23 protein-coding genes are annotated in these 22,061 nt (G+C 32.1%); 5 read left to right on the top strand and 18 right to left on the bottom strand.

Annotation, left to right across the window (positions count from 1 at the left end; all coding sequences use genetic code 11):
• Nucleotides 1-254: 254 nt before the first annotated feature.
• The 8 genes from BGO27_03430 to BGO27_03395 all read right to left on the bottom strand — a co-directional run bounded on the left by BGO27_03430 (nt 255) and on the right by BGO27_03395 (nt 7,873).
• Complete coding sequence (locus BGO27_03430) at nt 255-1,292, bottom strand: hypothetical protein (GenBank protein ID OJV12556.1); 1,038 nt, start codon at nt 1,290-1,292, stop codon at nt 255-257.
• A 15-nt stretch (nt 1,293-1,307) separates the two neighbouring features.
• The gene (locus tag BGO27_03425) at nt 1,308-2,417 is read right to left on the bottom strand and encodes a hypothetical protein (GenBank protein ID OJV12555.1); all 1,110 of its coding nucleotides are present in this window, start codon (nt 2,415-2,417) and stop codon (nt 1,308-1,310) included.
• Entirely contained in the window at nt 2,410-3,078 is a 669-nt protein-coding gene (locus BGO27_03420) for a hypothetical protein (protein ID OJV12554.1), read from the bottom strand. Before BGO27_03420 ends, BGO27_03425 begins: the two co-directional genes overlap by 8 nt.
• A gap of 173 nt (nt 3,079-3,251) precedes the next feature.
• Entirely contained in the window at nt 3,252-4,220 is a 969-nt protein-coding gene (locus BGO27_03415; GenBank protein ID OJV12553.1) for a hypothetical protein, read from the bottom strand.
• Entirely contained in the window at nt 4,217-4,975 is a 759-nt protein-coding gene (locus BGO27_03410) for a hypothetical protein (protein OJV12552.1), read from the bottom strand. The genes BGO27_03415 and BGO27_03410 overlap by 4 nt, the downstream gene beginning before the upstream one ends.
• The gene (locus BGO27_03405; GenBank protein ID OJV12551.1) at nt 4,968-7,298 is read right to left on the bottom strand and encodes a hypothetical protein; all 2,331 of its coding nucleotides are present in this window, start codon (nt 7,296-7,298) and stop codon (nt 4,968-4,970) included. Before BGO27_03405 ends, BGO27_03410 begins: the two co-directional genes overlap by 8 nt.
• Complete coding sequence (locus tag BGO27_03400; protein OJV12550.1) at nt 7,285-7,584, bottom strand: hypothetical protein; 300 nt, start codon at nt 7,582-7,584, stop codon at nt 7,285-7,287. The genes BGO27_03405 and BGO27_03400 overlap by 14 nt, the downstream gene beginning before the upstream one ends.
• A gap of 7 nt (nt 7,585-7,591) precedes the next feature.
• Entirely contained in the window at nt 7,592-7,873 is a 282-nt protein-coding gene (locus BGO27_03395; GenBank protein OJV12549.1) for a hypothetical protein, read from the bottom strand.
• A gap of 250 nt (nt 7,874-8,123) precedes the next feature.
• Here BGO27_03395 and BGO27_03390 point away from each other — a divergent pair, with 250 nt between their 5' ends.
• Nucleotides 8,124-8,813, top strand: a complete 690-nt coding sequence (locus BGO27_03390) for a hypothetical protein (GenBank protein ID OJV12548.1) — start codon at nt 8,124-8,126, stop codon at nt 8,811-8,813.
• On the opposite strand, the gene BGO27_03385 is transcribed toward BGO27_03390, so the two are convergent.
• The 3 genes from BGO27_03385 to BGO27_03375 form a co-directional block, all read right to left on the bottom strand.
• The gene (locus BGO27_03385) at nt 8,808-9,275 is read right to left on the bottom strand and encodes a hypothetical protein (protein OJV12547.1); all 468 of its coding nucleotides are present in this window, start codon (nt 9,273-9,275) and stop codon (nt 8,808-8,810) included. The genes BGO27_03390 and BGO27_03385 overlap by 6 nt on opposite strands.
• 445 nt (nt 9,276-9,720) lie before the next feature.
• Nucleotides 9,721-10,923, bottom strand: coding sequence for a hypothetical protein (locus BGO27_03380; protein OJV12546.1), 1,203 nt, complete (start codon nt 10,921-10,923; stop codon nt 9,721-9,723).
• A gap of 41 nt (nt 10,924-10,964) precedes the next feature.
• Nucleotides 10,965-11,441, bottom strand: a complete 477-nt coding sequence (locus BGO27_03375) for a hypothetical protein (GenBank protein ID OJV12545.1) — start codon at nt 11,439-11,441, stop codon at nt 10,965-10,967.
• 193 nt (nt 11,442-11,634) lie between these two features.
• On the opposite strand from BGO27_03375, the gene BGO27_03370 reads away from it, so the two are divergent.
• From BGO27_03370 to BGO27_03360, 3 genes are all read left to right on the top strand, one after another.
• A complete protein-coding gene (locus tag BGO27_03370; GenBank protein ID OJV12544.1) occupies nt 11,635-12,543 on the top strand; it encodes a hypothetical protein in 909 nt (302 codons plus the stop codon).
• 96 nt (nt 12,544-12,639) lie between these two features.
• Nucleotides 12,640-14,850, top strand: a complete 2,211-nt coding sequence (locus tag BGO27_03365) for a hypothetical protein (GenBank protein ID OJV12543.1) — start codon at nt 12,640-12,642, stop codon at nt 14,848-14,850.
• 11 nt (nt 14,851-14,861) lie between these two features.
• A complete protein-coding gene (locus tag BGO27_03360) occupies nt 14,862-15,758 on the top strand; it encodes a hypothetical protein (protein OJV12542.1) in 897 nt (298 codons plus the stop codon).
• 199 nt (nt 15,759-15,957) lie between these two features.
• Here BGO27_03360 and BGO27_03355 read toward each other — a convergent pair whose 3' ends face one another.
• Both BGO27_03355 and BGO27_03350 read right to left on the bottom strand, forming a co-directional pair.
• Nucleotides 15,958-16,155, bottom strand: coding sequence for a hypothetical protein (locus BGO27_03355; protein ID OJV12541.1), 198 nt, complete (start codon nt 16,153-16,155; stop codon nt 15,958-15,960).
• Nucleotides 16,148-16,801 (bottom strand): peptide transporter, encoded by a 654-nt coding sequence (locus BGO27_03350; GenBank protein ID OJV12540.1) that lies wholly within the window; start codon nt 16,799-16,801, stop codon nt 16,148-16,150. Before BGO27_03350 ends, BGO27_03355 begins: the two co-directional genes overlap by 8 nt.
• A 249-nt stretch (nt 16,802-17,050) precedes the next feature.
• Between BGO27_03350 and BGO27_03345 the strand changes: the two genes are divergently transcribed.
• A complete protein-coding gene (locus BGO27_03345; protein OJV12539.1) occupies nt 17,051-18,268 on the top strand; it encodes a hypothetical protein in 1,218 nt (405 codons plus the stop codon).
• A gap of 188 nt (nt 18,269-18,456) precedes the next feature.
• Here BGO27_03345 and BGO27_03340 read toward each other — a convergent pair whose 3' ends face one another.
• The 5 genes from BGO27_03340 to BGO27_03320 form a co-directional block, all read right to left on the bottom strand.
• Complete coding sequence (locus BGO27_03340; protein ID OJV12538.1) at nt 18,457-19,131, bottom strand: hypothetical protein; 675 nt, start codon at nt 19,129-19,131, stop codon at nt 18,457-18,459.
• Entirely contained in the window at nt 19,109-20,476 is a 1,368-nt protein-coding gene (locus BGO27_03335; GenBank protein ID OJV12537.1) for a hypothetical protein, read from the bottom strand. The genes BGO27_03340 and BGO27_03335 overlap by 23 nt, the downstream gene beginning before the upstream one ends.
• A 243-nt stretch (nt 20,477-20,719) precedes the next feature.
• Nucleotides 20,720-20,944, bottom strand: a complete 225-nt coding sequence (locus tag BGO27_03330; protein ID OJV12536.1) for a hypothetical protein — start codon at nt 20,942-20,944, stop codon at nt 20,720-20,722.
• Nucleotides 20,945-21,181: 237 nt separating this feature from the next.
• The gene (locus BGO27_03325) at nt 21,182-21,829 is read right to left on the bottom strand and encodes a hypothetical protein (protein ID OJV12535.1); all 648 of its coding nucleotides are present in this window, start codon (nt 21,827-21,829) and stop codon (nt 21,182-21,184) included.
• Nucleotides 21,798-22,061: hypothetical protein (locus BGO27_03320; protein ID OJV12534.1), on the bottom strand; the 264-nt coding region annotated here is incomplete at its 5' end. The genes BGO27_03325 and BGO27_03320, both read right to left, overlap by 32 nt.

Below are 22,061 nucleotides of genomic sequence, written 5' to 3'. Positions count from 1 at the left end.
GCTTTATTCCAAATGATATTGTAGACCGTATCAGAGTTTTTAGATTCCTTGCTAGATACCTTACCAACTATCCTAAGATCTTTTATATCTGAATCACCTTTAGGCTCCTTAATGCTAAGTACTTTAGCCTTTAAATTCTCACCTTTTTTTCATCTACAATGATTTTGAGTAGCTTTTCTTTATCTTTAGCTACGTTTTCTGCTAAAGCGTTTTGTGCGTATAAAGCGATTACTGCAAATAATATATTTTTCATCTTATTGCTCCTTTAATGTTTTTGCTGTCAGGGTTCCACCATGTGCTTCAGGAAGGGTAATTGTCTCGTTAAGTAGAATACTTATATTTGTACCTGATGGTATTTCTATAGATGGCTTAATATTAAGCTTTTGTCTTAAAACTTCACTGGATACGTTACCCATTTCTTTCATTAATGGGTAGATACCCAGTCTTAATCTTTCGTCATTATAAGGTATTGCTAATTGTGAACCTGCAACGATTGATGCAGCAATTCCTGCTTCCTTGTACTTATCACCTGTCCTATTATCAACAATACCCGATAGTCCTGTCCTACCTTGTAAGTCATGGGCTATACTTTCACCTGTAAGAATTATATGAGAACCTTGTGGAGTAATAAATTCTTTAAATACTACGTTAAGCCTTCTGTCACCATGATTTTCAAGTGGCTTAAATTCACCAAGTACCATAGTATATGCAGGCAGTACCTTCTTTGTTCCATCTGTTGAATATACATCATTCTTAACGTACGCTTGAACGGGTCCTTTAACATCTGAGATAATATCGTTATAAAGTATTAAATTGATCCATGTACCTCTTGTAATAGTGCGACTATGATCTAATGGAGGCGTTGAACTTGCTATTGGCTGATCTAAGCGGGCAATTTCAGCTATATTTTTTACATTAGGTTTTAAATATTCAAGTTCCTCTTTCCCTGCTGCCAAAATCTCGTTTGATGCTAGTCTTTGACTTTCAAATTTCTGCTCTGATTTTTTCATTTGATTTTCGATAGAATCATTATCATTTGGTATAAATTCTAACAAATGTTCTTTATTGGGTTTTAAGGTACCTGCTTCAAAAATTTCTTCTTTAAAAGCAGGTTTAAGGAAATCGCTAGCAATTTCGTCTATACGTCTTGTCGGCTCAGGCACAATATCCTTTAAAGGTGGCTTACTTCCTGTATCTTTCACAAGCAGCACTATACCGATACCGCACAAAGTAAAACCAAGTATACTAACTAGAAGCAGATATTTTAAATTTTTGCTACGCTTTTCTAACATTTCCCTAACCCCCAATTAGTCCATTTCAACACAAACTACTTTGTCGCCATCAATGATAGTCCATGAATTTGAGATAGAACTCGCAATAATATGTCCCTGATGAAATCTTAATTGCAAAGGTGCATCGACACCGTCAACCCTTTTGTAAATGACTGGATAACCGCCTGTCATTAAGGGCTTTCTGAAATCAAAGAATGTCTTTTCGCCATCATCATATACAGCCATAGGGGCTATATCTTGATTGCCTCTAATTTTGTATTTGGTATTAATTTTGTCAGGATCAGCCACGTTTTCTAAAAAGTCGTAACGCGATTGGGCTATTTTGTGTTTAAGCTTATCATCTGATTTTGGAGTGTATCCCTTAATTTCAGGATTTCTAACATACACTACCATATCACCAATAACATCTTCGTCTGTATCATATGAACTTAGATAAAATGGATATATTGTCCCTGACTCACCAATAACGGTAAAACTTGTATCGATGCCAGCCTTATTAGTTGATAAGGAAAATATTGTTTTAATATCATCTGCACTCATAACCGAAAAGCCGACATTATCTTTAAGAGCAACCGACTTTATAGCTTCTGGTAAAACAACGTGCGTGAATAAATGCATGCGTATTTTAAGCTTACTGACTTTGTCTTGCTTATAATCAATGTACATAATACTTTTTGGATCAGAACTTATTAAAAAAGCTTTTTGGGCTTTTCTTAAATCATTTTTCTCTATTTGATTATCTTCTGGAAGAGTTTCAGCAAACTCATCTTTCTTAACAGCAGCTTCTGCAATGTTAATAATGCTACAAAACCCTAATGCGAGACATGCAGTCTTTTTAAATAACCGATAATTGAAATCGTTGATAAATAAAAAGATTCTTTTAAGTAATGTTTCTAGGATCTTCCCTTCTTTTGCAAAAGCTAAAACATCAAAATTTAAATTCAAGGTAAGTAATACCGCTTTCAGCGCCCTTGATTTTAAATTTCTTCTGTTTTGGATCGCTTTTTGCGAAGGTAGGCTCCGAGAAACAATTTTGAAACAACCTTTAAAAACGGCTGAAGCTTCGCTTGCGCCTGTTTTCTTTTCTTTGCTCAGGTTCCACCAAGATACAATGTTTTTATTCATGACTTCCCTCTTTTTTCCTTGAGATACTATATTCACTAACTAATATCTTCATTGGGTTTAAATAAGACTCAGTTACTGCATATTTGCGTTCATTGGTAAAACTATAACGAATTTTAGCAGTCCAATATCTGATAGCCTCTTTACCGTCTTTACGGTCTATCGTTTTAAAATTAACCTGATGAATATTATTGTTTTGGCTTAAAGAGTCTGTGATTGCAAAATCGTCTAAAATATCTATAGATCTTGTAACGCCTTTATTTTCCTCTCTAAATTCATTGAATTCTTTTTTAGCTATTTCAATTATTTTCTCATCTGATAAAGCTAAAAAAAGCTGTACATTTTTTTGATCATCAATGAAATTAACCTCATGTCTACTTTGGACGTATCCTCTTAAAAAGCTTCTTACTAATTGATCGTTTTCGGTAGGAATCATATCATGGGCTTTAGGCAGAATCTTTACGAAGGTTTGCTTGTCGCTATTTAATTCAACATAAACAACTTCTGGGGGTTTTGTGATTGTATATAGACTTATGCAAAGAACGCCAATTACCAGTAAAGCACACAAACCACCTAAGGCATAAGCGCTAAATTTATAGGTTTTATTAAGTCTTCTTTGCTCTAGGAATGGTTCAAGTGCCACAAAATCCATATTATCTTGCATGATTTACTAACTCCTTCATTTGCTTAGAACATTCACAGCGACTTTTTTTGTAATTCATTACCTTTGCCGCAGGACCAGCATTACCAGATGCACAAGCTGTTATACTAAGTAAAACACCTGCTAAAATAATCCTTTGAACTATATGCAACACTCTCAACATGATATTCCTCCTGTTAAATCCCTCTTCCATATTTTTGTGCTATATAACTACCAGCAGAAACTGCACCTCTATATACAGAACTTACAGCTGTAGCTGCACCTTTAGCTAACGTACCTGCTCTTGGTCCTGATACATCACTACCCGCACCACTCATAAGCGTAGCAACAATTTCAGGGGCTTTACTAAGTAAAATGTTAGAAACTATACCCATCGCCAATATTTCAATTAAAATCGTATTGCTAAATACAGCCCCCTTTGTAAGATCGACCATACCCTGCTCGTAAAGGTGTAGGCTTTTGGTAATTGGTGTAATACATAGGGTTAAAATTGCTATAGAAACACACGGTATCAGATTGTACGTAAAATAACCTTTAATCATATTACTTGCGATCCATCTAAATTGCGGGAATACAGCCATAGAAATGGCAATAGGGGCAACCAGTAACAATATTGAACTTGCAACATTTGCCAGTATCATTTGAATTGCGAGCAGTATGAAAAATATATTATAAACTACCCATATCACACCTATCATTGCCCAAGACATTATACTATGTAGGCGTAGGCTAGGTAAAAAATCAGATGAAGTCTCTTTTGAATATTTGTCTGTTACAATAGCAATCTTATCAATAAGCAGCATTAAAGTATCATACGGCGATCCACCCGATGTGTTCAATGCCGCCCTAAATAAAAATTGAGGTAATCCATATACTAGATCATTTATAGGACTAAATACCCAGTCCATAAATATATCCTTTTCAAAAGCTATTAGCGTTAAAACATTAAATATTATTACGAATGATATGCAGCTCAACAGATCAAAAGGCGCTTCCCTTTTGTACCAGTTGTATATTGCCCATATTAAATATCCAATTGTTATAAACCCAAACAAAGGCCTAAAATCATTTGCAAGGGCTTGATAAACATTTTCTACTAAATGCCGACTATTTTCTGTAAAAACGGCGGTTAACTGAATTATCATTTACACATCCCCAATGCTCTTGTATAATCTGTACATTTTGCCTTACGGTCTGCCCTAGTATAAATACCTTCCTCTTTTTGGAATGGATTTGAGTTTCCTGATCCAAACAAACTATTATTCTTAGGTTCTGCGGCATCATAACCAGAGTAATTCATCATTGTTTGTACCTTGGTGGTTTGCGCCATTAAGAATAAAAGATCATTCTGAATTTTCGCATTTAATGCGGCAAACTTAATTGCGACGTCTTGTTTTTCAGCTTGTGTTTCAGCATTATCCGCAATTGATAAAAGATATTCGATATCCTTATAATTTTTTACCACGTCGGTTTTGATACTTTCCGTAGTGATTACAGCCTCACGCATTGACATGTTGATATAGTTTTTACGCTGCTCGTAATTACCAGACTCATACAACTTTCCGATAGGTGTAAAAATACTATCGATATTTGAACTAATGTCTCTAATGTTTCCGCTACTTAGTTCGCCAGGTTTGTTGATGTTGTAAATAATGTCATATGAATCCTGTAGTTTGCCTTTCATATTTCCAATATCTCTAAGTAATGGATTAGGAGTGCTTTTTAAAGCACCTTCTACACTTGACATTCTTTCTGTTTGTTGCTGAGCTTCCTTAACTAAGGACATTGTCTGCTGCACATTGTCAATCATGTGTTTATACGCAGTAATATCAGTAACAGGGGTGGCGGCAGCTGCTGAATTTAATGAGATTGCTGATAATAATAAAAATTTTCTAAGCATTTAAGTACTCCTCTACGAAATTATTTGGATTAGATAGTTTAATTCTTTTGAGCTTTTCAACCGAATCAACATCAGATTTAAATAGCCTTAAATATTTGCCAAGGCTAGACAAATTCACATCCAATATAATAGATCCCCTATCTATACGTTTTAACAACACTTGATAATTAGCCCTTGTTTCTTTTACCCATTGAAATTCCTGCTGATTTAGACCTAGTCTATTTACATAGTCCTCTTCCTGAGCGCCTTCATCAGGGAAAAAGATCATATTAGCAATATTAGGACGCATAACATCTTTAAGCGGATGTTTTGCAAAAGTTGCAACGTCCTGAATAGCGCCGATTATCAGTCCTTTTCTTTTTCGCCATTCGCTGGCTGCTTTTCCTAGCTTTTGTACAAATAGTGGATTATTCAAATATTGATGTAGTTCATCTACAAAGCAGATGTGCGGTGCTAATGAATCTGCAACCTGATTCTCAAATGAATGAAACAAGTATGATATTAAAGGATCACTAACCTCTCTATCTGCAATCACTTTGTCCATATCAAATGAAATGATATTATTGTTGAACTTAAGTAAGTCCTCTTTGCTTGTGAAAAGCTTACCTTTATAACTTTGGCTCATAGGTAGCCACCTACAAAGTTCGTTATACAAGTGATCATCTTTTGATAATGATTCAGTTAGCATCATTATATTTTGAAGTTCTGGAACATTTGTACTAACAATAGCTTCAATTGCTTCTTCAATAAGTTGTTTTTGTTTTAAATTGGCACTAGTAAGTCTTACCATTAATGATATTAAGAATTCTCTGTTATATTGAGTGTTTTCCATCATGAAGGGATTTAAACCCAAGTTATCCTCAATAGGATCAAAATATGTGCCACCAAATGTTTCTGTTGCTATGCGCATACCTTGCTTACTGTCAAATGCCAGAATATGCATATTCTCATATTTCAAGCAGTTTGTGAGTAAATAAGTTATCAAGGTTGTTTTACCTTTTCCGCTACCACCAAAAATCATAGTATGACCAAGTGGCGGCTCACTCTCACCCACATGGAAATTAAAACCATACCAGTTATGGCTTAAGGTTTTAAAATATGCGATCGGCTCATCACCAAAGCATTGACTTTCCTGACCAAATTTACTACTTGGAAATGAAGCTAACATACTAAGATTTTCCGTTGTTGGCTTCCAGCCTCTAGCATTAAATAGTGTATTATATACATCTGGAAAATATCCGTGATATATAGCTATATCTTTGCAATATATGTAACCAATACCAAGGTTTTGTAAGCAGTTCTCAAGCTTAAGTACTTTCGCCCTTAACTCTTCTAAACTATCAGCATTAACCCTAAAATAACTGACATAGTCTATAAGACCGCATTTACCAGTTTGGACTTTGTCACCAAGCTCATAAAGTGCGTCAACCGATCCACGGAAAAACATTGAAAAGGTTTGATATAATCTTTGTTTTGTATGAATAGCTTTATTCGCCTTCACTTCCTCAATAGCTTTTGCATGCTGAGTAAAAATGATTTCAGCATCAATATTAAATACTCTTTCAAATACTTCTTGTGATATTGCTGAAGGTAAAACTTTAAGCATGATATAGCTGCTATAACGCTGCTTGCTAGCACCAAAATGTCGATTATCAACATATTTAACAACCCCACTATCGCAATTAATATTGTAGCTTACGTTTCCAAGGTAGTGATTTAAGTTTTTAAAGCTACCGCTCAGTTTTAAAGGCCAAATAGTTTGAGAACTATTATTAATAATAACGTCCCAAAATGACATTAGACCATTATTGAATGTAAGCACTTTTGCATTTAGTTCATGAAAGTACTCTTTGAATTTCTCTACTTGGTTATTGAGTAATCTTAAGTCTTCATAGATTAGTTCCTTAGTTTTGCTCTCAGACCAGCTAATTTTTTCAATATCAAATGCATCTATTTTCTTTGCAAATACTACATATGAAGTATTTTCATAAGCTCCTTTGTAATCCATGCTTCGCGCTTGATTCATCTCTTTAAGAAGATGATTGTTACCACCTTTTAATGAAGGTATAGTGGAAGGGACTCTTAAAGTATAAAATGAATAATAAATATCATTATCAAGCTTTTGATAAAGATAATGACGCTTTTCAAACAAGCTATGTTTCTTTTCTTCTGAAACGCAGGATATATCGATTCCTTCAATACTTATTGTTTGAAGTAAATATCCATTTTTATCTACAATGGTTTTTTGATCATCAAGCAATTCTATGAATGGTATATAATCAACTATCTTATCGTCAGAATATGTAAATTCACCATTTAACATACTTAAGCCTCGCTTTAATAACCCGCTTAAAACCAAATTTCATAACATTAAAATAAAAAGCTTTTAAAAACTCAGGATCTTTGCGGCTTTTTTTTCTCAAAATCAGGATAATCGGAATGATGATAAATATATAAATAGAATAAGATATTACGACATTGAGCATAAACACTGAAGGCAGAATAATAGCAATCATTAATGCCGCTATTACTAACCCAAAAGAATATAGATCAAGCCCTAATATGCTAATAGGCTTGTTCATCTCGTTGAAAAATCTTACCCTTATCATACCACACCTATAACAAAAAGTGGTTAACAAAACCTTGTATACCAACCGCAACAATTGAACCTACTAGATATATAACAAACTTACCGACATCAAAACGTCTTGCAGACCAAGCTTCATAAAAGAACGTAGCCCAAACCACAAGTAACAAAATTGGTATGAATTTACCTATTAAATAGGTTTCTACAATGGTTTTTGACTTTGTTGCAGCTGTATCAAAAGGATTACCGCTTGCTAATGCATTTTGCGCTGAGAACACAAAACCCGCTAATGTGTAAGATAGTTTTTTCATTTTTTTCTCCTAAAACTTTGAATTACAAATAAAACAAAGTGAATTATTTAAATATATGTACAAATATAACTTATTTTATCACATGTGTCAATTTTTAGTTATATTATATAACTAAATTTTTTCTAATAATAATATTTAGTAACTTTTATTGATAAATAATTGACAAGTAATGGGTTTCCGTCATATTATTGAATAATATAAAAATATAACTAATATTTTATTACTTGGCAGGCCTACGGGATTATAAAGGATGACTACAACTTTTGGCGAAAGACTTCAGAAATTAAGAGATATGACAGGATTGTCGCGTTATAGCTTGTCAAAAAAGTATAAGATACCGTATAGCACATTACGTCAATGGGAAGAGGCTAGCCGAATTAGTTATGATTATGTACAAAGATTAATCAAACTATTTAATAGTATAAATATTATTGTTTCCGACGACTGGCTTATTAATGGCACAGGGCCCGAACCATATATTAATAAAGAAACAGATAGGTTGGACTTACAAACAGGTCATCATCAAATTCAATTCGATGACGTTCTTGCCTTAATTGAAGCCAAAGAATATGAAAAGAAATACATCAATAGCATTGTTATCAATATATCTGATCAAGCTATGAATCCTTTGTTTAAACCTGGGGACTATGTCGGTGGATTTGTTACAAGTACAAACAATATGGATTTGTGGATTGGGGATTTTGCAATTGTAATATTACAAGACGGTTCAACATTATTTCGTAAGATTCTATGGTCACAACCTGATAAGGAAGTTGCTTTAGTGGCTATTAATCCACTTGCTAAAGAACATAATAGATATGTAAAGATATCAGATATTAAACATTTTGCACCTTTGTATTGGCACAGAATTTTAAGAAAGGATAAAATTACAACTTATAACAATATACGTGATTCCCGCAATTTTTATGGATTTTTATAAAGTAATTTTTTTAAATTCTTCGAATAATTGTACAAATCGTTCAGCATTTTTGCACATTAAATTCACAATATCCAAGTTATCATCTTTTGAACTCAGTATCAGTTGATATGCTTTCATTGGTGTTTTAGCTATTAAAACAAAGCCATTAGAAATATTCGCTTTCTTTTTTCTTTCTAATATTTTCGTACCTATGGGATTATCAGAAGTAAGAAAACTAAGCAGATTGAAGCCGCTGGATAAGTGAAAACCAGCCTTATAAGCTGGGTCATAATAGGCATAGAATTTTTTATCATATTCTTTTTGCCAATTTAAATCAGAAATAATATAACTTGATGCAGCAATAGTAAAATCATGTTCAATAAACATAAAATCAGTAATTTCAACTGTTTTATATTTATCAAAATGGCTTTTAAAAGCCTTCCTTATACTTTCATCATATATAGCAATATAATTTTCCTTCACAACATTCACTCCGCTAATTTAATTCATGACAAACCTATATCCCGCTACCAAAACAAAAGAGGGGGCGCAAAGTAATCAACTAAAGGTTTAACACGTGTGAATTAATTAACACATTTTCAAGATATAGTTAAGTATTTTTTTATTAACAAATAATTAACGGCGCGGTTTTTCCATATATTTCAGTATGTTACGTAACACATATTTTTCGTAACTCCCATCTAGTGCAGAAGCTAAAACATCAAAAACAATAGTCAAGGTAAGTATTACCGCTTTCAGCGCCCTTGACTATTGTTTTCTTATGTTTTTATTTGCTTTCTGCGATGGGCAGGCTCCGAAAAATGATTTAGCTAGTAACATTTAAGGAGAGAGTTTAGCCTTCGGCTTTCCCCTCTCCTTTTTCTTTCTGCTCAGGGGCTCACCAAAAAATGATTACTAATGTTTCGTCCTACTTTTTTACAATATTCTGGATTGTTTCATGAAGTTCTAATGCACATTTGATACCCTTGTCATGCATAGCCTTATGAACCTTAAAAAACTTTTCACTATTGTTAATAGCTTCTCTTACAAGCAGTCTTACCTGTGCTTCTATATAATTGGAAGCATACCTTTTAACATATAATAACTTAGCTTTATGTTGTTGAAATAATTTATGATATTCGCTGAACAAACCAGAATATGATTTTATGTAATAAGTTTCACCATTTTCTGTACGGAATGTTTTTGGAAGTATACGTCCATCATTATTAACGCCTTTAAAATTACCTATTTTTATAGGCCTTTCGTCAAGAATTGAAAACATTTCAATGAAAAGAGGTAACAAAGAAACATCTAAATAATATGCACCTAACTCTTTGACTGAATTAGATGATAAAGCCAATTTGCAATTTTGTAGAGTATAAATGAATTTCTCTACTATAGCCACCTCGATTGCTACATTATAAACCTTTAAATGTTGATATATAGTATAGAAAGAATTAAGCCACATCTCTTCAGAAAATATTGCTTTTAGCTGTAAATAGATTTCTTCATTATGGTTTTTGATTTCTTCGGCTGTCTTATCTGCATAAAAATCTATGCCTAGATTTTTAACCAACTCAAAATAATCAATCCAATTATCTAATAACTCTAAAGTGCGTTCACTTTGCTGAAATTGCTTAATGATCTTGTCATCAATAGATACTATAATAGGTGAAAGTGCATGTGATACTTCATGTAGTTTCATATAAAGCTCATATTCACTATTAAAACCTGTTGCAGTAGAAATTTTGAACTGCTCTATTATATGGTAAAGATTGCTTTTTATATCAATAATTTCATCGACGTCCAATAAAAACGAGTTGTTAATTATAAGCTCTTCAATTTGTAAAATACAATAATATCTGAAGTTTGTTTCTAGTTGGTTTTCTATTAAAATGTCATGGCTTTGACCTTTGTTAGTCAAAATATTGTTCCAAAAGAAAAAACCAACTTTTTTGTACTGTATTAAATCTATAGGCTGCTTGATGCATTCAATTTGATTATTTATATAAGTAATCAATGAAGTTTTGTTTTCGAAATGTTTCTCATAGCCTTTATAAAGATACAGCTCAGGGGAAATTTTGTCCTCTTGAACGTAATTTACGTGGATATACCAATTTTGATCAATCATAAACTATTCTCCTGAACTGCTCTAATCCTTATTTTAAACTTTTAATTCTGAATTTGCCAGTATCCATCATTATTTCTACAAGCTTTGCCAAAAGCTTCTTGTCTTTTGCCATCAACTTGAATCACTTGAGTATATTCTCTACACACCCTACCTTCTCTTGATTTGTAGGTTTGAGTTGGCATTACAAAGCCACTAGCACCTGTATCAGGGTCATCCCAGCCTATCTGCTGGTTTGTTCTAGCATTTTCTAAACTTCTTTGCGTGGTGTTAATATGAGTTTGTTGATCTTTGGGATCCAGATGTTCACCCATCCAATTACCAAATGCAGCACCACCTAATGCCCCTAACGCAGCACCTACCATTCTTCCCTTCCCTTTTCCGATATTAGAGCCGAGAATACCGCCACCAATTGCCCCAAGACCTGTAGCTACATGCTGACGTGATATAGGCATTGACCCATTTTCACATGCGGTGATTACGGATAAACTTATTATTAAAGTTGCAACTTTTTTTTTCATATATTTTTCCTTGTTTATCAATAACTTAATTTAATACAACATCTTAGGTTGTAATTTTGTTAACAAATTTAGCTTGACGCCAAATTCAATTATAAGTATATATCGTATTTATGACTTATGTCAATATATAGTTATAGTTTATAACATATTATTGGTTTCTGTTATACAATATAGTTATTGAATTGGAGGAAATATGAAGAATTATGTTGAAAAGAAGTTGATGGGTATCCAAGACTATACACAAGACTCGGTCTCATCTATACAAAATAAAGTATTTAAAGTTACCGACTTTACATTAACCCATGCTAAAAATGTAACTAAAAGTACTATTCAAAATATAGGTAAATCTATGAGAATATTATCCCTAACAACTAAAGATGAGGTTTTAGGTCGCAATGTAAAAATGGACTATATCAGACCATCTAATACATATAAAATTGCAAGCAATATAAAAAACGGCAACTCTTCCAGAAATCGCTACTATGGGGAGGATTTAAAGGTATTAGCAATAGTTGGTGTATCAATCTATCTTACTCCTATTGCGCTAAGCTATATGGCTCCAATTGTGGCTCCTTACTATTCAACAGTCACAAATTATATAAGCGGCTCATCTAGAGTAAGTTCTATGCTTAATTTTGCAGCGCCAATGTATAATTCAGCATCTAGCAAAATAAAGGAATACGTGCCTAATTACGCTATTTCATGGATTGCTACCGAGCTTTCATTACTAAAATCATTTTTGATGAATTTTGGAGCAGTTAAGGATCTTGTGAAATATGTGGCTCTAAATCACACTCAGGCTTCAGAGTATTTCATGGGTTATTTGATAGGAAGATATGTGGTTGATAAAACTAATTATCAGGAAACATATTTTGATACAAATTCATTTAATACTTTAAATCGTGAAGTATTAAATGGAACTTATTCTAATCAGGAAATGGTTAAAGTGGTAGATAGCAAAGGCATAGTATCATCTGCATCAGATAAGATGTACAGATACTTAATTAAACCTACAACATTATTTAGCCGTGATCGCATTTATTATACTAACGATGCTATTAACGAAAATATAAAAGCGCAAACACGCAATATGGCTCGTTAAGAACCAATAAATATTGACAACTTAAACAATTCTAAGCCCTTTAGAACTTTTTTAAAGGTCAAGGAATCTTATTATTTTTTATAAAGAGTAACAAATATGAAAATACAGTCACTAATTAGTTTTTTAGATAATTTTGATGACCTTGCTATTGCAGGTAATCACGATAATATCTTACACCTTTACGCACCTATACACCAAGATAATGTATCATTTGAGATATTGAAGTTTTTAGAAAATCAGAAGGTAATTGATTTTATTATAAACTCAGATGGTTATGTAAGTGATGTAACCATTAAAGATGACGAAAAGATTCCTACGGAGATAGTAACCGCTCAGGCTTTCATTAAGCATGTAAGTAAAAAACAGGAAGCTAATTTAAACGTAAGAACATTACATAATAAAATGCCATTTAAGCTTGATATAGCCGAAAAGCACGTATTAAAGCCAACCCCCAATATTAATACTAATAGCGCTACTATAATCAAAGATATTGGCATGACTATTGCCAACCTATTAAATTTAAACTCAAGTGAATCTAATATAATACATTATCCTCATGAAAATAAAGAAATTGTAAGAATCCCGTATGATGAAGTAGATCACGCACGGCTTTACACCTTAAATAACCTTGGAAGGGACTATAAGCCATACTTTGAAATTAAACCCCTTTACAAAATTAAAAAACGATCATTTTTTAAAACGGAAGTTGATCTCTTCAAACAACTTACCTTAAAAGTACACAAGCTACATGTTGCAGATTATGCTAGGTTTCTTAACGACACTATGGCTAAGCTTGAGATGATTAAAACCTTTACGGATTTGGTTAATAAACAGATTCGTATATTTAATAATAATCGTAATATTAGCGATACACATACATTACGCAATGAATTCACCTATACTGGTGAATTTTATTGCTTTTATAATGATAATAACGATATAAAACCAAAACCTTTTTACAGCGAAACTTTTCCCGATGTACTTAAGGACGAAAGAATACCTGAGTTTGTAAGGGCTTTCTTTAAAGATTCTGTGGATAAAAAAACGTTTAGGATTGATCGTAATTATACCCGTTGTATATCATATACAATATGTGATATTCGTAATATTGAACAATTGTATAAGGATTGGCAAGATTACATAAACCACCACAACAAAATTAAGGCCTCTTTCTTGTCATCTTGCCTTCAGGTACCGACTAATCAAATTAATATTGAAGACAGTATTTACGATCCTAATATTAAGTTTTTTTTACATGACTTTAATTATAATACTGCCATTTTTTATAAAATGCAGGACTTAGGAATTTTAACCATTAACAATATAGATGATAAGCTCGAAACAATTAACATTACACTTAAGTCTAAAAGACCTAATGTTATGACAGCTCATCAGCTCTTTAGTGAATCCCGCCTATTCAATGATATTGATGTCGCTCTTTCTGAACTTTTTGACTCAAAGCTGGTTGGTAAAACCCTAGTCCTGTCAGAAGATTTCTATAAAAAGCATCAGGATTTAATAGAACAATTAGCTAGTGAAAATCTTCTATTATCTAGAGAACAAAAAGGTCAATACTTACTTAAAATTCAATGTTATTATCCCTTATTTCAAAAAGTACTAAAGTTACAAAGTAAGATAGCAGAGAAATACATTAATAATATCGATGAGACTAATTATTTTGCCTTACCTAAAGCCTTGCTTTATTTCGGTGACGAGAACAACAAATCTAATATAACAAAAGCTAATGAATTTGAGTGTAACCAGCGGCATAATCAAAAGCAATTATCTCAACTACTTAAAAGCTTTTTAACAAAATACAGCATTTCAGGTGTGACGAATGATCAAAAGGCTATGATATATGATTATATGAATGACCTTTCAAATAGCGGTGCAGCTAACAATATTTCGATTAGAAATTATAATCGTTTAATATATGTATTAGTTAGGGTTCTTTATCAGAATGTAAGTACAACAACAAATACTGAATTTACTAATGATTTTAACCAGCTAAAAAATTCAATAAACAGTGTAATGATTTCAACAACAAGAGTTGAAAGTGAAGCAGACCCACTTGCAACATTTCTAAATGGTTTATTTGAAAATAAGAATCCTCTATCAGTACCGCTTAATTCAGAGCATATACCCGCACGTTTAAAAGCAGATCCATTAGAAAAACCAGAACTCTTAATCAAACTGCCTGTTAAGGAAATAATAGGGACTGTTAAAGCCAAAATGACTACTTGTTTAAGAAGTTATGTAGAAGAAATCAGAAGGAAAAAAGATTTATTAGGTATCAATACAAATTAGGAGAAATAAACATGACAAACGTAACATTAAATATTCATATTTTATCAATTAATGAATTTGTAGAATTACATAAACTTACAAAAGACGGTTTGGGTATTAAACCAGCACTTGCCCTTTATACTCAGAAGAATTTAGCAGATAAACACCACGCATTTTGTGTAATTGGAAACCCTGCAAATAATGTAATTGAGAACCTTGATCTTTCCAATGAGGATCTATCCTACTTTACATTCATAAATATCAATTTCAAGAACTGTAATTTGAACAATACTGATTTTTCACATTGTTTAATGAGGCTGGTTAATTTCGAAAATACTCAAACTAATTTTAATGCTAAAGGACTTAAAAAAGTACAGTATCACGATGATGAAACATATTCATTAGAGAAAGAGATTTTTGACTCGGTAGATAGCAATTATCAAAATGATATATTTGAAGCTATATTCAACAATAATCGTGAAAAAATCACAAGACTTGAAGAAAAGAAAAAGCCTGTAGTCAAAAAGGATGTTGATTACGCAACAAGCATTTATAAATATATGATGCCAAAAGGGTTCATTGCCTTAAGCGTTGTATTAGGGTTAATTGTAGGGATTCGATCTGGCTTCAGATCTGGTTTCACTACATTTTTGCTAGGTAGCTGCATCACTATAGTATGTAAAGCAGCTGAAAAAATCCTTTCTAAATTTAAATGGTTTTCATCAGCTGTTGAATACAGCAAAAAAGCTATTAACTGGACTGCAGAATCTTATTATAGCATAAAAGAATATTTCTTTGGAAAGAATAAAGTTGTTACAAACGAAAAGAAAATCCCTATTGTGAGGAATACTGTAGTAAGTGATGTTGGTCGTGATTCCAACCCTTTCAGAGCAAGAGTAAATGAAAACACCCAATCTTTATATAGATAGATGAAACTATGATAGTATGATTTCATTATTTCATTATATAATGTTTTCATCTAAAACAAAGAAGGAGAATAGCGTATTGCATTATGCCCCTCTCCTTTTTTAATACCATTAAATCATTTATTTTTGACTTAGATTATTTAACTACTCATATATTCATTATAATATGAAATCATATATTCCTGTTCTCATATTATCATAATTACATGTTTTCCTTTTTCAGGATTGATATGACTAAGTCTTGTAATGATACTTCTTTTTCCATTGCAATTAGCTTAAGTCTTTTATGTAATTCTTTATCTAAATCAAAAGATAACCTTACTTTATTTTTCTTACCTATATCATTAATGGTTTGAACTTCCTTTTCTCTACTTGGTCTACCTGCTTTTAAACTAATCATGAATAACCTCCTCTTTTAATTTCATTTTTGCTTCCTGAATAATGTTACTTATTTCATCCATAGCAGCCTCATCTTGTTTTGCAGATTCAAAAACGGATAATCCTTGTGCGGCAGTAGTCGAGTATACGACTCTTTGGAATGTTCTAGTTTTTAATATATCTAATTCATAACCTGAAAGAGCTTCTACTACACTTTCACCAATTTTTGTTCCATATATAGCCCTACTTATTACAAAAGCGGCTTTCAGCTCGCCATTAGTAATCTCAATTCTTTGTTTAACTAAGTTTACTAGTGCTTCTGCCGCCCAAATATCATATGGTGAAGGCTGTACAGGTATTAAAACTAGATCAGATGCTTTAATAGCACTTACAGCTAAATCATGAGCTTGTGGCGCACCATCTATCACAATATATTCATATTGTGATTTTATATTCTTAATGTCTCTATCTATTGTAGGTCTATCAATTCCTACTACAGTTATAGAACAGTTCTCATTAGCCGCCGACCAGTCTCTAGCACTACCTTGTGGATCTGAGTCCACTAATAATACTTTATGTCCCTCCAACTGCAAACCCTTAGCAATATTAGTTGCTAAAGTGGTTTTACCAGCGCCACCTTTTTGATTTAAAATTGATATCACAGTCATATACCCCCCTTGATTACATGTGCCATGCTTTCCTGACATCATATTTACATGATATCATACTTTCATGCTAATGCAATACATATTTTCATTTATTTATGAAATAATGTGATACTGATTACATATAATCATGTTTTCATCTTTATATGATTACATATTTCTTCTGATAAATACTATTTCTTTAGCCTTATAATTTTATTCTTTATTTTTATGTATTGTTCAGTAAGATTTCTCATATAAACGGATTATATTATGGAACTTGTCAAAGCATATTGTTACAGACTTAAGACCAATGATGAAATAGAACAAAAGCTATTTCAGTTTGCTGGCTGCTGTAGATTTGTTTGGAACAAGGCACTAGGAATTCAAAAGCAAAGAAAAGAAGAAGGTCAAAAATATCTACCTTATGAAGAATTAGCTAAGGAACTTACCTTGTGGAAAAAGGAAGAAGAATTAGTTTGGCTCAAAGATGCACCTTCACAATCACTTCAGCAAACTCTCAAAGACTTAGACAAAGCTATATGGGATGTGTTTAAAGTAAAGGGAAGACAAGACCCGCGCTTTAAGAAAAAAGGTGTACACTATAGTTTCCGTTACCCTCAAGGAGTAAAGATTGACAATAGAAGGATATTTTTACCGAAAATCGGATTTGTTGGTTTTTTTATAAGTAAGGAAGTAGAAGGGACAATAAAAAATACTACAGTTAGTAAAGAAGGAAATCACTGGTACGTATCAATTCAAACTGAATGTGAAGTAGAAGAACCACGACACTCACATAACGATAAGGTGATAGGACTTGATTTTGGTGTGGTGGATAGCATTGCAGCAGCATCAAGTGGTGATATGCCTAAAGCTATTTCAAGCTTTAGACTACACCAAAATAAATTTGCCTTAGAGCAGCGTAAATTAGCAAGAAAAGAGAAGTTTTCACAAAACTGGTATAAACAAAAGAAAAAAATATCAGCATTACATAATAAAATAAAAAACATTAGGAAGGATTACTTACAAAAGCTATCAACTACTATTTCCAAAAGCCACGGCGTAGTAGTAATAGAAGATTTAAAAATAAGTAATCTTACTAAATCTGCAAAAGGTACTATAGAAGAACCTGGCAGGAATGTAAAAGCTAAATCCGGTCTTAATAAAGCTATATTAGATCAGGGTTGGCATAACTTCACAACTATGCTTGAGTACAAACAAAAGTGGCTTGGTGGAAAGTTGATAAAGATTGACCCCAAGTATACATCACAAAAGTGTAGCTCTTGTTCTCATGTGTCACAAGATAACAGACCGAAAAGAGAAATATTTGAGTGTGTAGAATGTGCTTACCAAGATCATGCTGATATAAATGCAGCTAAGAATATAAGAGCGGCGGGACACGCCGTGATGGCCTGTGGATCGAATCAAGTAATTGGTCGGAAGCAGGAATCTGTAGAAATGAGCAATCATTTTCTTCCTGTTGCAGTTTAACTGCACATGAATCTCCTTGCTTCAGCTGGGGGAGAATGTCAAAAAGATATCCTAAGCCGTTACTATAGTGCAACACCTGATATATACAAAAGTCGTAGAAAAATTCGTAAAAGATAGGTGTTGCAAAAGGCAACATAGCATAAAATTAAAAAAAAATAAATCAGTTTTTTAAAAGGTTATGCTTCTATTCATTTAAACGGAAGATGAACCTTACATGAGAAGATAGATCTATGACGGTTTTTAACAATGTTATAAAAGAGATCTTTAGTATCGTTGTTAAATTTAATGTTTAACAGAAAGTCAGCATAATTTAATATAAAGTCTTCAGTTGAGGTTAAACACAATAAATTATCTGTAAGTTCTTTCTGATATCGAGAAATAAAGAATGTAATATTATCATTAAGTTTCATTTCAGATAGGATATACATAATTTGTAACATTTTATTTTTTTTTTGATCATTTATTTCTTCATCAAAGACTTTCATATTATTTATATAGTCTATAAATACAAATTTATATTGTTTGTCAGTGTGTAAATTTATACTAGCTAAAGTCTGTAACTTGTTCTTTAAAGAAATATCATCATAGGTTTCATGCTTATCATATACTAAGTTTTGCATACTATCCAACCTTGAGTCATACGGTTCATAAATATTGAGATCTAAATAGTAAGCTTTATTACTATACAAAAGCCCATCTTTATAAAGCTGGAATAATATTTTCTTTAATGTAATTGTAGAGGTTTTAACTCTATTGCTATTAATGAAGTTAATTGTTTTTTCAGAAAAAACATTATCATTGTAGTATTGATCGATAGGCTCAATGCCAGACTTAAAATAATTAACTAACTTTTTTTGAAACATAATATTCCTTATCTTGTAATTCTTTGATTTTGTATCCTTTATATTTTGAACCACAGTGTTCCTGCGCCTTAGCCTTAGCATGAATGTAGTTTGATAGTCTATAAACAAATAACTTCCTTGAAAGCTTATAGGTCTTTTCAGCGAATAGTAGGCTTATAAATTTATCAACAAGTTTTCCAACATCCTTCAAAGAAAGTATTTTAGAGAATTTTTTAGCAAAATGATGAATTATATCATCTGAATGTTCAGAATAGTATTCTACAACATCAATTTCTTGTTTTAAACGTGGTTTGAAAAGAGGATTTTCAGAAAATAGTTTATCTGATTGTTTTGTTCTTGTTCCTATTATACTTCTTTTTTGTACATTATTTATTTTAATAAATAAGAGGTGACAACTTCTTTTATTATTATCAACAAAGCTTAGTTTATGTTCATGTTGCTCAAATAGACTTTCAATGATTCGTACAACCAGTTTTGGATTCTCAATAACCATTTTATCGTAAGCACGCTTTTTTCCATTCCATGCTTTAAAAAAAGAAGGAAGAAATTTGATTCCAAATAGTTTAAGTATTTTTTTGTATCTTTTTATGGTTCTTTCGCTACATCCGCATTTAGATGCATAATATTTAATAGGTTTGTTTCTTACCTTATAGCCCTTATGTGCAGCAAATATTTCTTTATAGATTATTTCTAAGAATTTGATGAAAGTTGGGTTCTTTCTTTTTAGCTCGAAAAGTATATGACCGTTTTCAATCATTTCTGCATCAAGTTTTTTATTTGAAAGCATATCGAATATTCTTTCGCCATCTTTAAACTTGTTGATTTCTTCTATATAGGAGCAATCACGGTTATACAAATACCCTAGACCGTTATTATTTAAGAAGAGTAGGGCAGCACTTGTACAAACTGAATACAATTTCTCTCCCATAAACTCAATGATGCCGCTGCCAGTCAATATTTCAAATACAACGTCAATTTTAGATCTTTCAAGTCCAAACACATTGATTAAATACTCTTGGTCTAAAACTACCCAGCTCAGTTCTTTTTTAGCCTCAAGCCTTTTCTGCTCTTTGAAAAGTATGTATTTGATTACTTTGTAACAGTCTTTCCTATATCTTTTATCCTTTAGTTTAAAATACTCGTTGTCATTGAATCTATTTATAATTGGTTTAAAGTGTTTGTATCTTTCTTTAAGCCATTCTTCCATTAAAGGATCAATAGATGAATTTTGAAGATCTAATAATTCATTTAACAGAGACTCAGCAGTTACTTCTTCTCCTGAATTAAACAGGGAAGGGGACACAGAAGCATTAAGCCCTGAGGAATCTGTACAATATTGTAGCATGACGAATTCCTTAAAGGCTTAAGCTAAAAGTAAACGTATATAATGTAATTTGACTTGATTTTATCTGTATTAATGAAAAATTTTCCATTTTTCCCCCAAAAATTAAACATGTAGTGTTGACTACTGATAACTTTTGGAGTAATCTAAGAAGTGATGAGGTTTCTTGTTATTGTTCCAAAAATTAACAGTAGATACCAAAAAAGATAATAAAAAGCTCCCTGCAAGGAGCTTTTTTTTATACCTTTAAGACTTAAATTCTATCGCATCATCAAAAAATGACCTCTTAATTGCCTTTAAATGATTTTGATCATCAAACTCAGCATAATTTTTTATTGCTAAGTTTAGTAACTTCCTTACTATTGTTGGCTTTTCTATTTCTAATTTTATAGACATTTCTTGAAGAGCTACATCAAGCTCTTTAGGGACTATAATATTATATTTAGTTGTATTTTTCTTTGTTAAAGCCATTTTATACCTCGCAAAACTGACATGATCAAAACTGATTTAATCATTTCTAATCGCTTCATCTTATTATTGTGATTTATATCCTTTAACATGTCAATATTAAATTTCCATATATTTCAATGAATTGATAAATTATTCAGCCTAAAGAATGAATCTTTACTTGAAAAATATGGATACAAATGATATTTGGGAATGGTGAATACGGTTTGCTGAACCCCTGCTTTTTGAGCGGGGGTTTTTTCATTCAATAAACTGTTGCCACTCTTTTGGAAGAAAGGAAGGGCTAACAAACTTATCAATATATACTAAAATTTGATGGTTTGGTACGAAGGTACTTAAATAATTATAGTATTTACCTACAAGATACTGATTTGTTGTATAAATCGTATTTTCTGCATTTCTAAACTCAGCAGCATTTGTAAAATTGGAAGATCCAGTAATAAGATATTTATGGTCGATAACAACAATTTTGTTATGAAAAATTCCAGTAACATTGTCTGGAACAATTAGGGTAAAGGCAGGATGTATAATTTCCTGAAGGATATTGTGATTTTTAACTTGCTGCTTATCAATTATAATTGTTACCCTAACCCCTCTTTGTAAGGCATCTTTCAAAGCTAATTGTATAGGTTTGGCAGTGAAGGAATAAGCTCCCATTAAAATCTCATTCTGAGCTTTATTTATGTAATTAATGTTAATTTGTTGGCATCCAGCAGGGGGCGTAAAACATGTTGTTACTTCATCTTTTTGTAAACTAGATTTTTGCTCAATGATCAGAATCTGCATACCTTGGTACACCAATACCGCAACTAGTACAATTAATGACCCTATCGTAAACTTTTTTGGTATAATAAGGTTATTGTTTTGTTTCTTTCTTCGTCTTGTCATTTAGGGATTCTATACCTAGTTTTGTATATTCTTTATATATTGTAACAGGATCATCTTTAATACTATTGCAAACAGAAAGCAATGCCCCAAGTACTAAAGCCTGACTATTAAACTTCTCGTCTTTAGTTTTAAACTGTTCAAATTCCCGCTCAAACATTTCTATTATCTTAGACTTAATTACAAGACCGCCTAATTCAATTTTGTGTCTTGTATCTAATTTTCTTTTTGTAAT

The sequence above is a fragment of the Alphaproteobacteria bacterium 33-17 genome, from assembly GCA_001897445.1.
Lineage (GTDB): Bacteria > Pseudomonadota > Alphaproteobacteria > Rickettsiales > 33-17 > 33-17.
The sequence above is the reverse complement of the archived record's forward strand: the minus strand, read 5'-3'. Positions and strand labels throughout refer to the sequence as shown.

Bases quoted from the DNA above. Each gene is read 5' to 3' on its own strand.
- BGO27_03430 (OJV12556.1), bottom strand. From the start codon at position 1,292: ATGTTAGAAAAGCGTAGCAAAAATTTAAAATATCTGCTTCTAGTTAGT.
- BGO27_03425 (OJV12555.1), bottom strand. From the start codon at position 2,417: ATGAATAAAAACATTGTATCTTGGTGGAACCTGAGCAAAGAAAAGAAA.
- BGO27_03420 (OJV12554.1), bottom strand. From the start codon at position 3,078: ATGCAAGATAATATGGATTTTGTGGCACTTGAACCATTCCTAGAGCAA.
- BGO27_03415 (OJV12553.1), bottom strand. From the start codon at position 4,220: ATGATAATTCAGTTAACCGCCGTTTTTACAGAAAATAGTCGGCATTTA.
- BGO27_03410 (OJV12552.1), bottom strand. From the start codon at position 4,975: ATGCTTAGAAAATTTTTATTATTATCAGCAATCTCATTAAATTCAGCA.
- BGO27_03405 (OJV12551.1), bottom strand. From the start codon at position 7,298: ATGTTAAATGGTGAATTTACATATTCTGACGATAAGATAGTTGATTAT.
- BGO27_03400 (OJV12550.1), bottom strand. From the start codon at position 7,584: ATGATAAGGGTAAGATTTTTCAACGAGATGAACAAGCCTATTAGCATA.
- BGO27_03395 (OJV12549.1), bottom strand. From the start codon at position 7,873: ATGAAAAAACTATCTTACACATTAGCGGGTTTTGTGTTCTCAGCGCAA.
- BGO27_03390 (OJV12548.1), top strand. From the start codon at position 8,124: ATGACTACAACTTTTGGCGAAAGACTTCAGAAATTAAGAGATATGACA.
- BGO27_03380 (OJV12546.1), bottom strand. From the start codon at position 10,923: ATGATTGATCAAAATTGGTATATCCACGTAAATTACGTTCAAGAGGAC.
- BGO27_03375 (OJV12545.1), bottom strand. From the start codon at position 11,441: ATGAAAAAAAAAGTTGCAACTTTAATAATAAGTTTATCCGTAATCACC.
- BGO27_03370 (OJV12544.1), top strand. From the start codon at position 11,635: ATGAAGAATTATGTTGAAAAGAAGTTGATGGGTATCCAAGACTATACA.
- BGO27_03365 (OJV12543.1), top strand. From the start codon at position 12,640: ATGAAAATACAGTCACTAATTAGTTTTTTAGATAATTTTGATGACCTT.
- BGO27_03360 (OJV12542.1), top strand. From the start codon at position 14,862: ATGACAAACGTAACATTAAATATTCATATTTTATCAATTAATGAATTT.
- BGO27_03355 (OJV12541.1), bottom strand. From the start codon at position 16,155: ATGATTAGTTTAAAAGCAGGTAGACCAAGTAGAGAAAAGGAAGTTCAA.
- BGO27_03350 (OJV12540.1), bottom strand. From the start codon at position 16,801: ATGACTGTGATATCAATTTTAAATCAAAAAGGTGGCGCTGGTAAAACC.
- BGO27_03345 (OJV12539.1), top strand. From the start codon at position 17,051: ATGGAACTTGTCAAAGCATATTGTTACAGACTTAAGACCAATGATGAA.
- BGO27_03340 (OJV12538.1), bottom strand. From the start codon at position 19,131: ATGTTTCAAAAAAAGTTAGTTAATTATTTTAAGTCTGGCATTGAGCCT.
- BGO27_03335 (OJV12537.1), bottom strand. From the start codon at position 20,476: ATGCTACAATATTGTACAGATTCCTCAGGGCTTAATGCTTCTGTGTCC.
- BGO27_03330 (OJV12536.1), bottom strand. From the start codon at position 20,944: ATGGCTTTAACAAAGAAAAATACAACTAAATATAATATTATAGTCCCT.
- BGO27_03325 (OJV12535.1), bottom strand. From the start codon at position 21,829: ATGACAAGACGAAGAAAGAAACAAAACAATAACCTTATTATACCAAAA.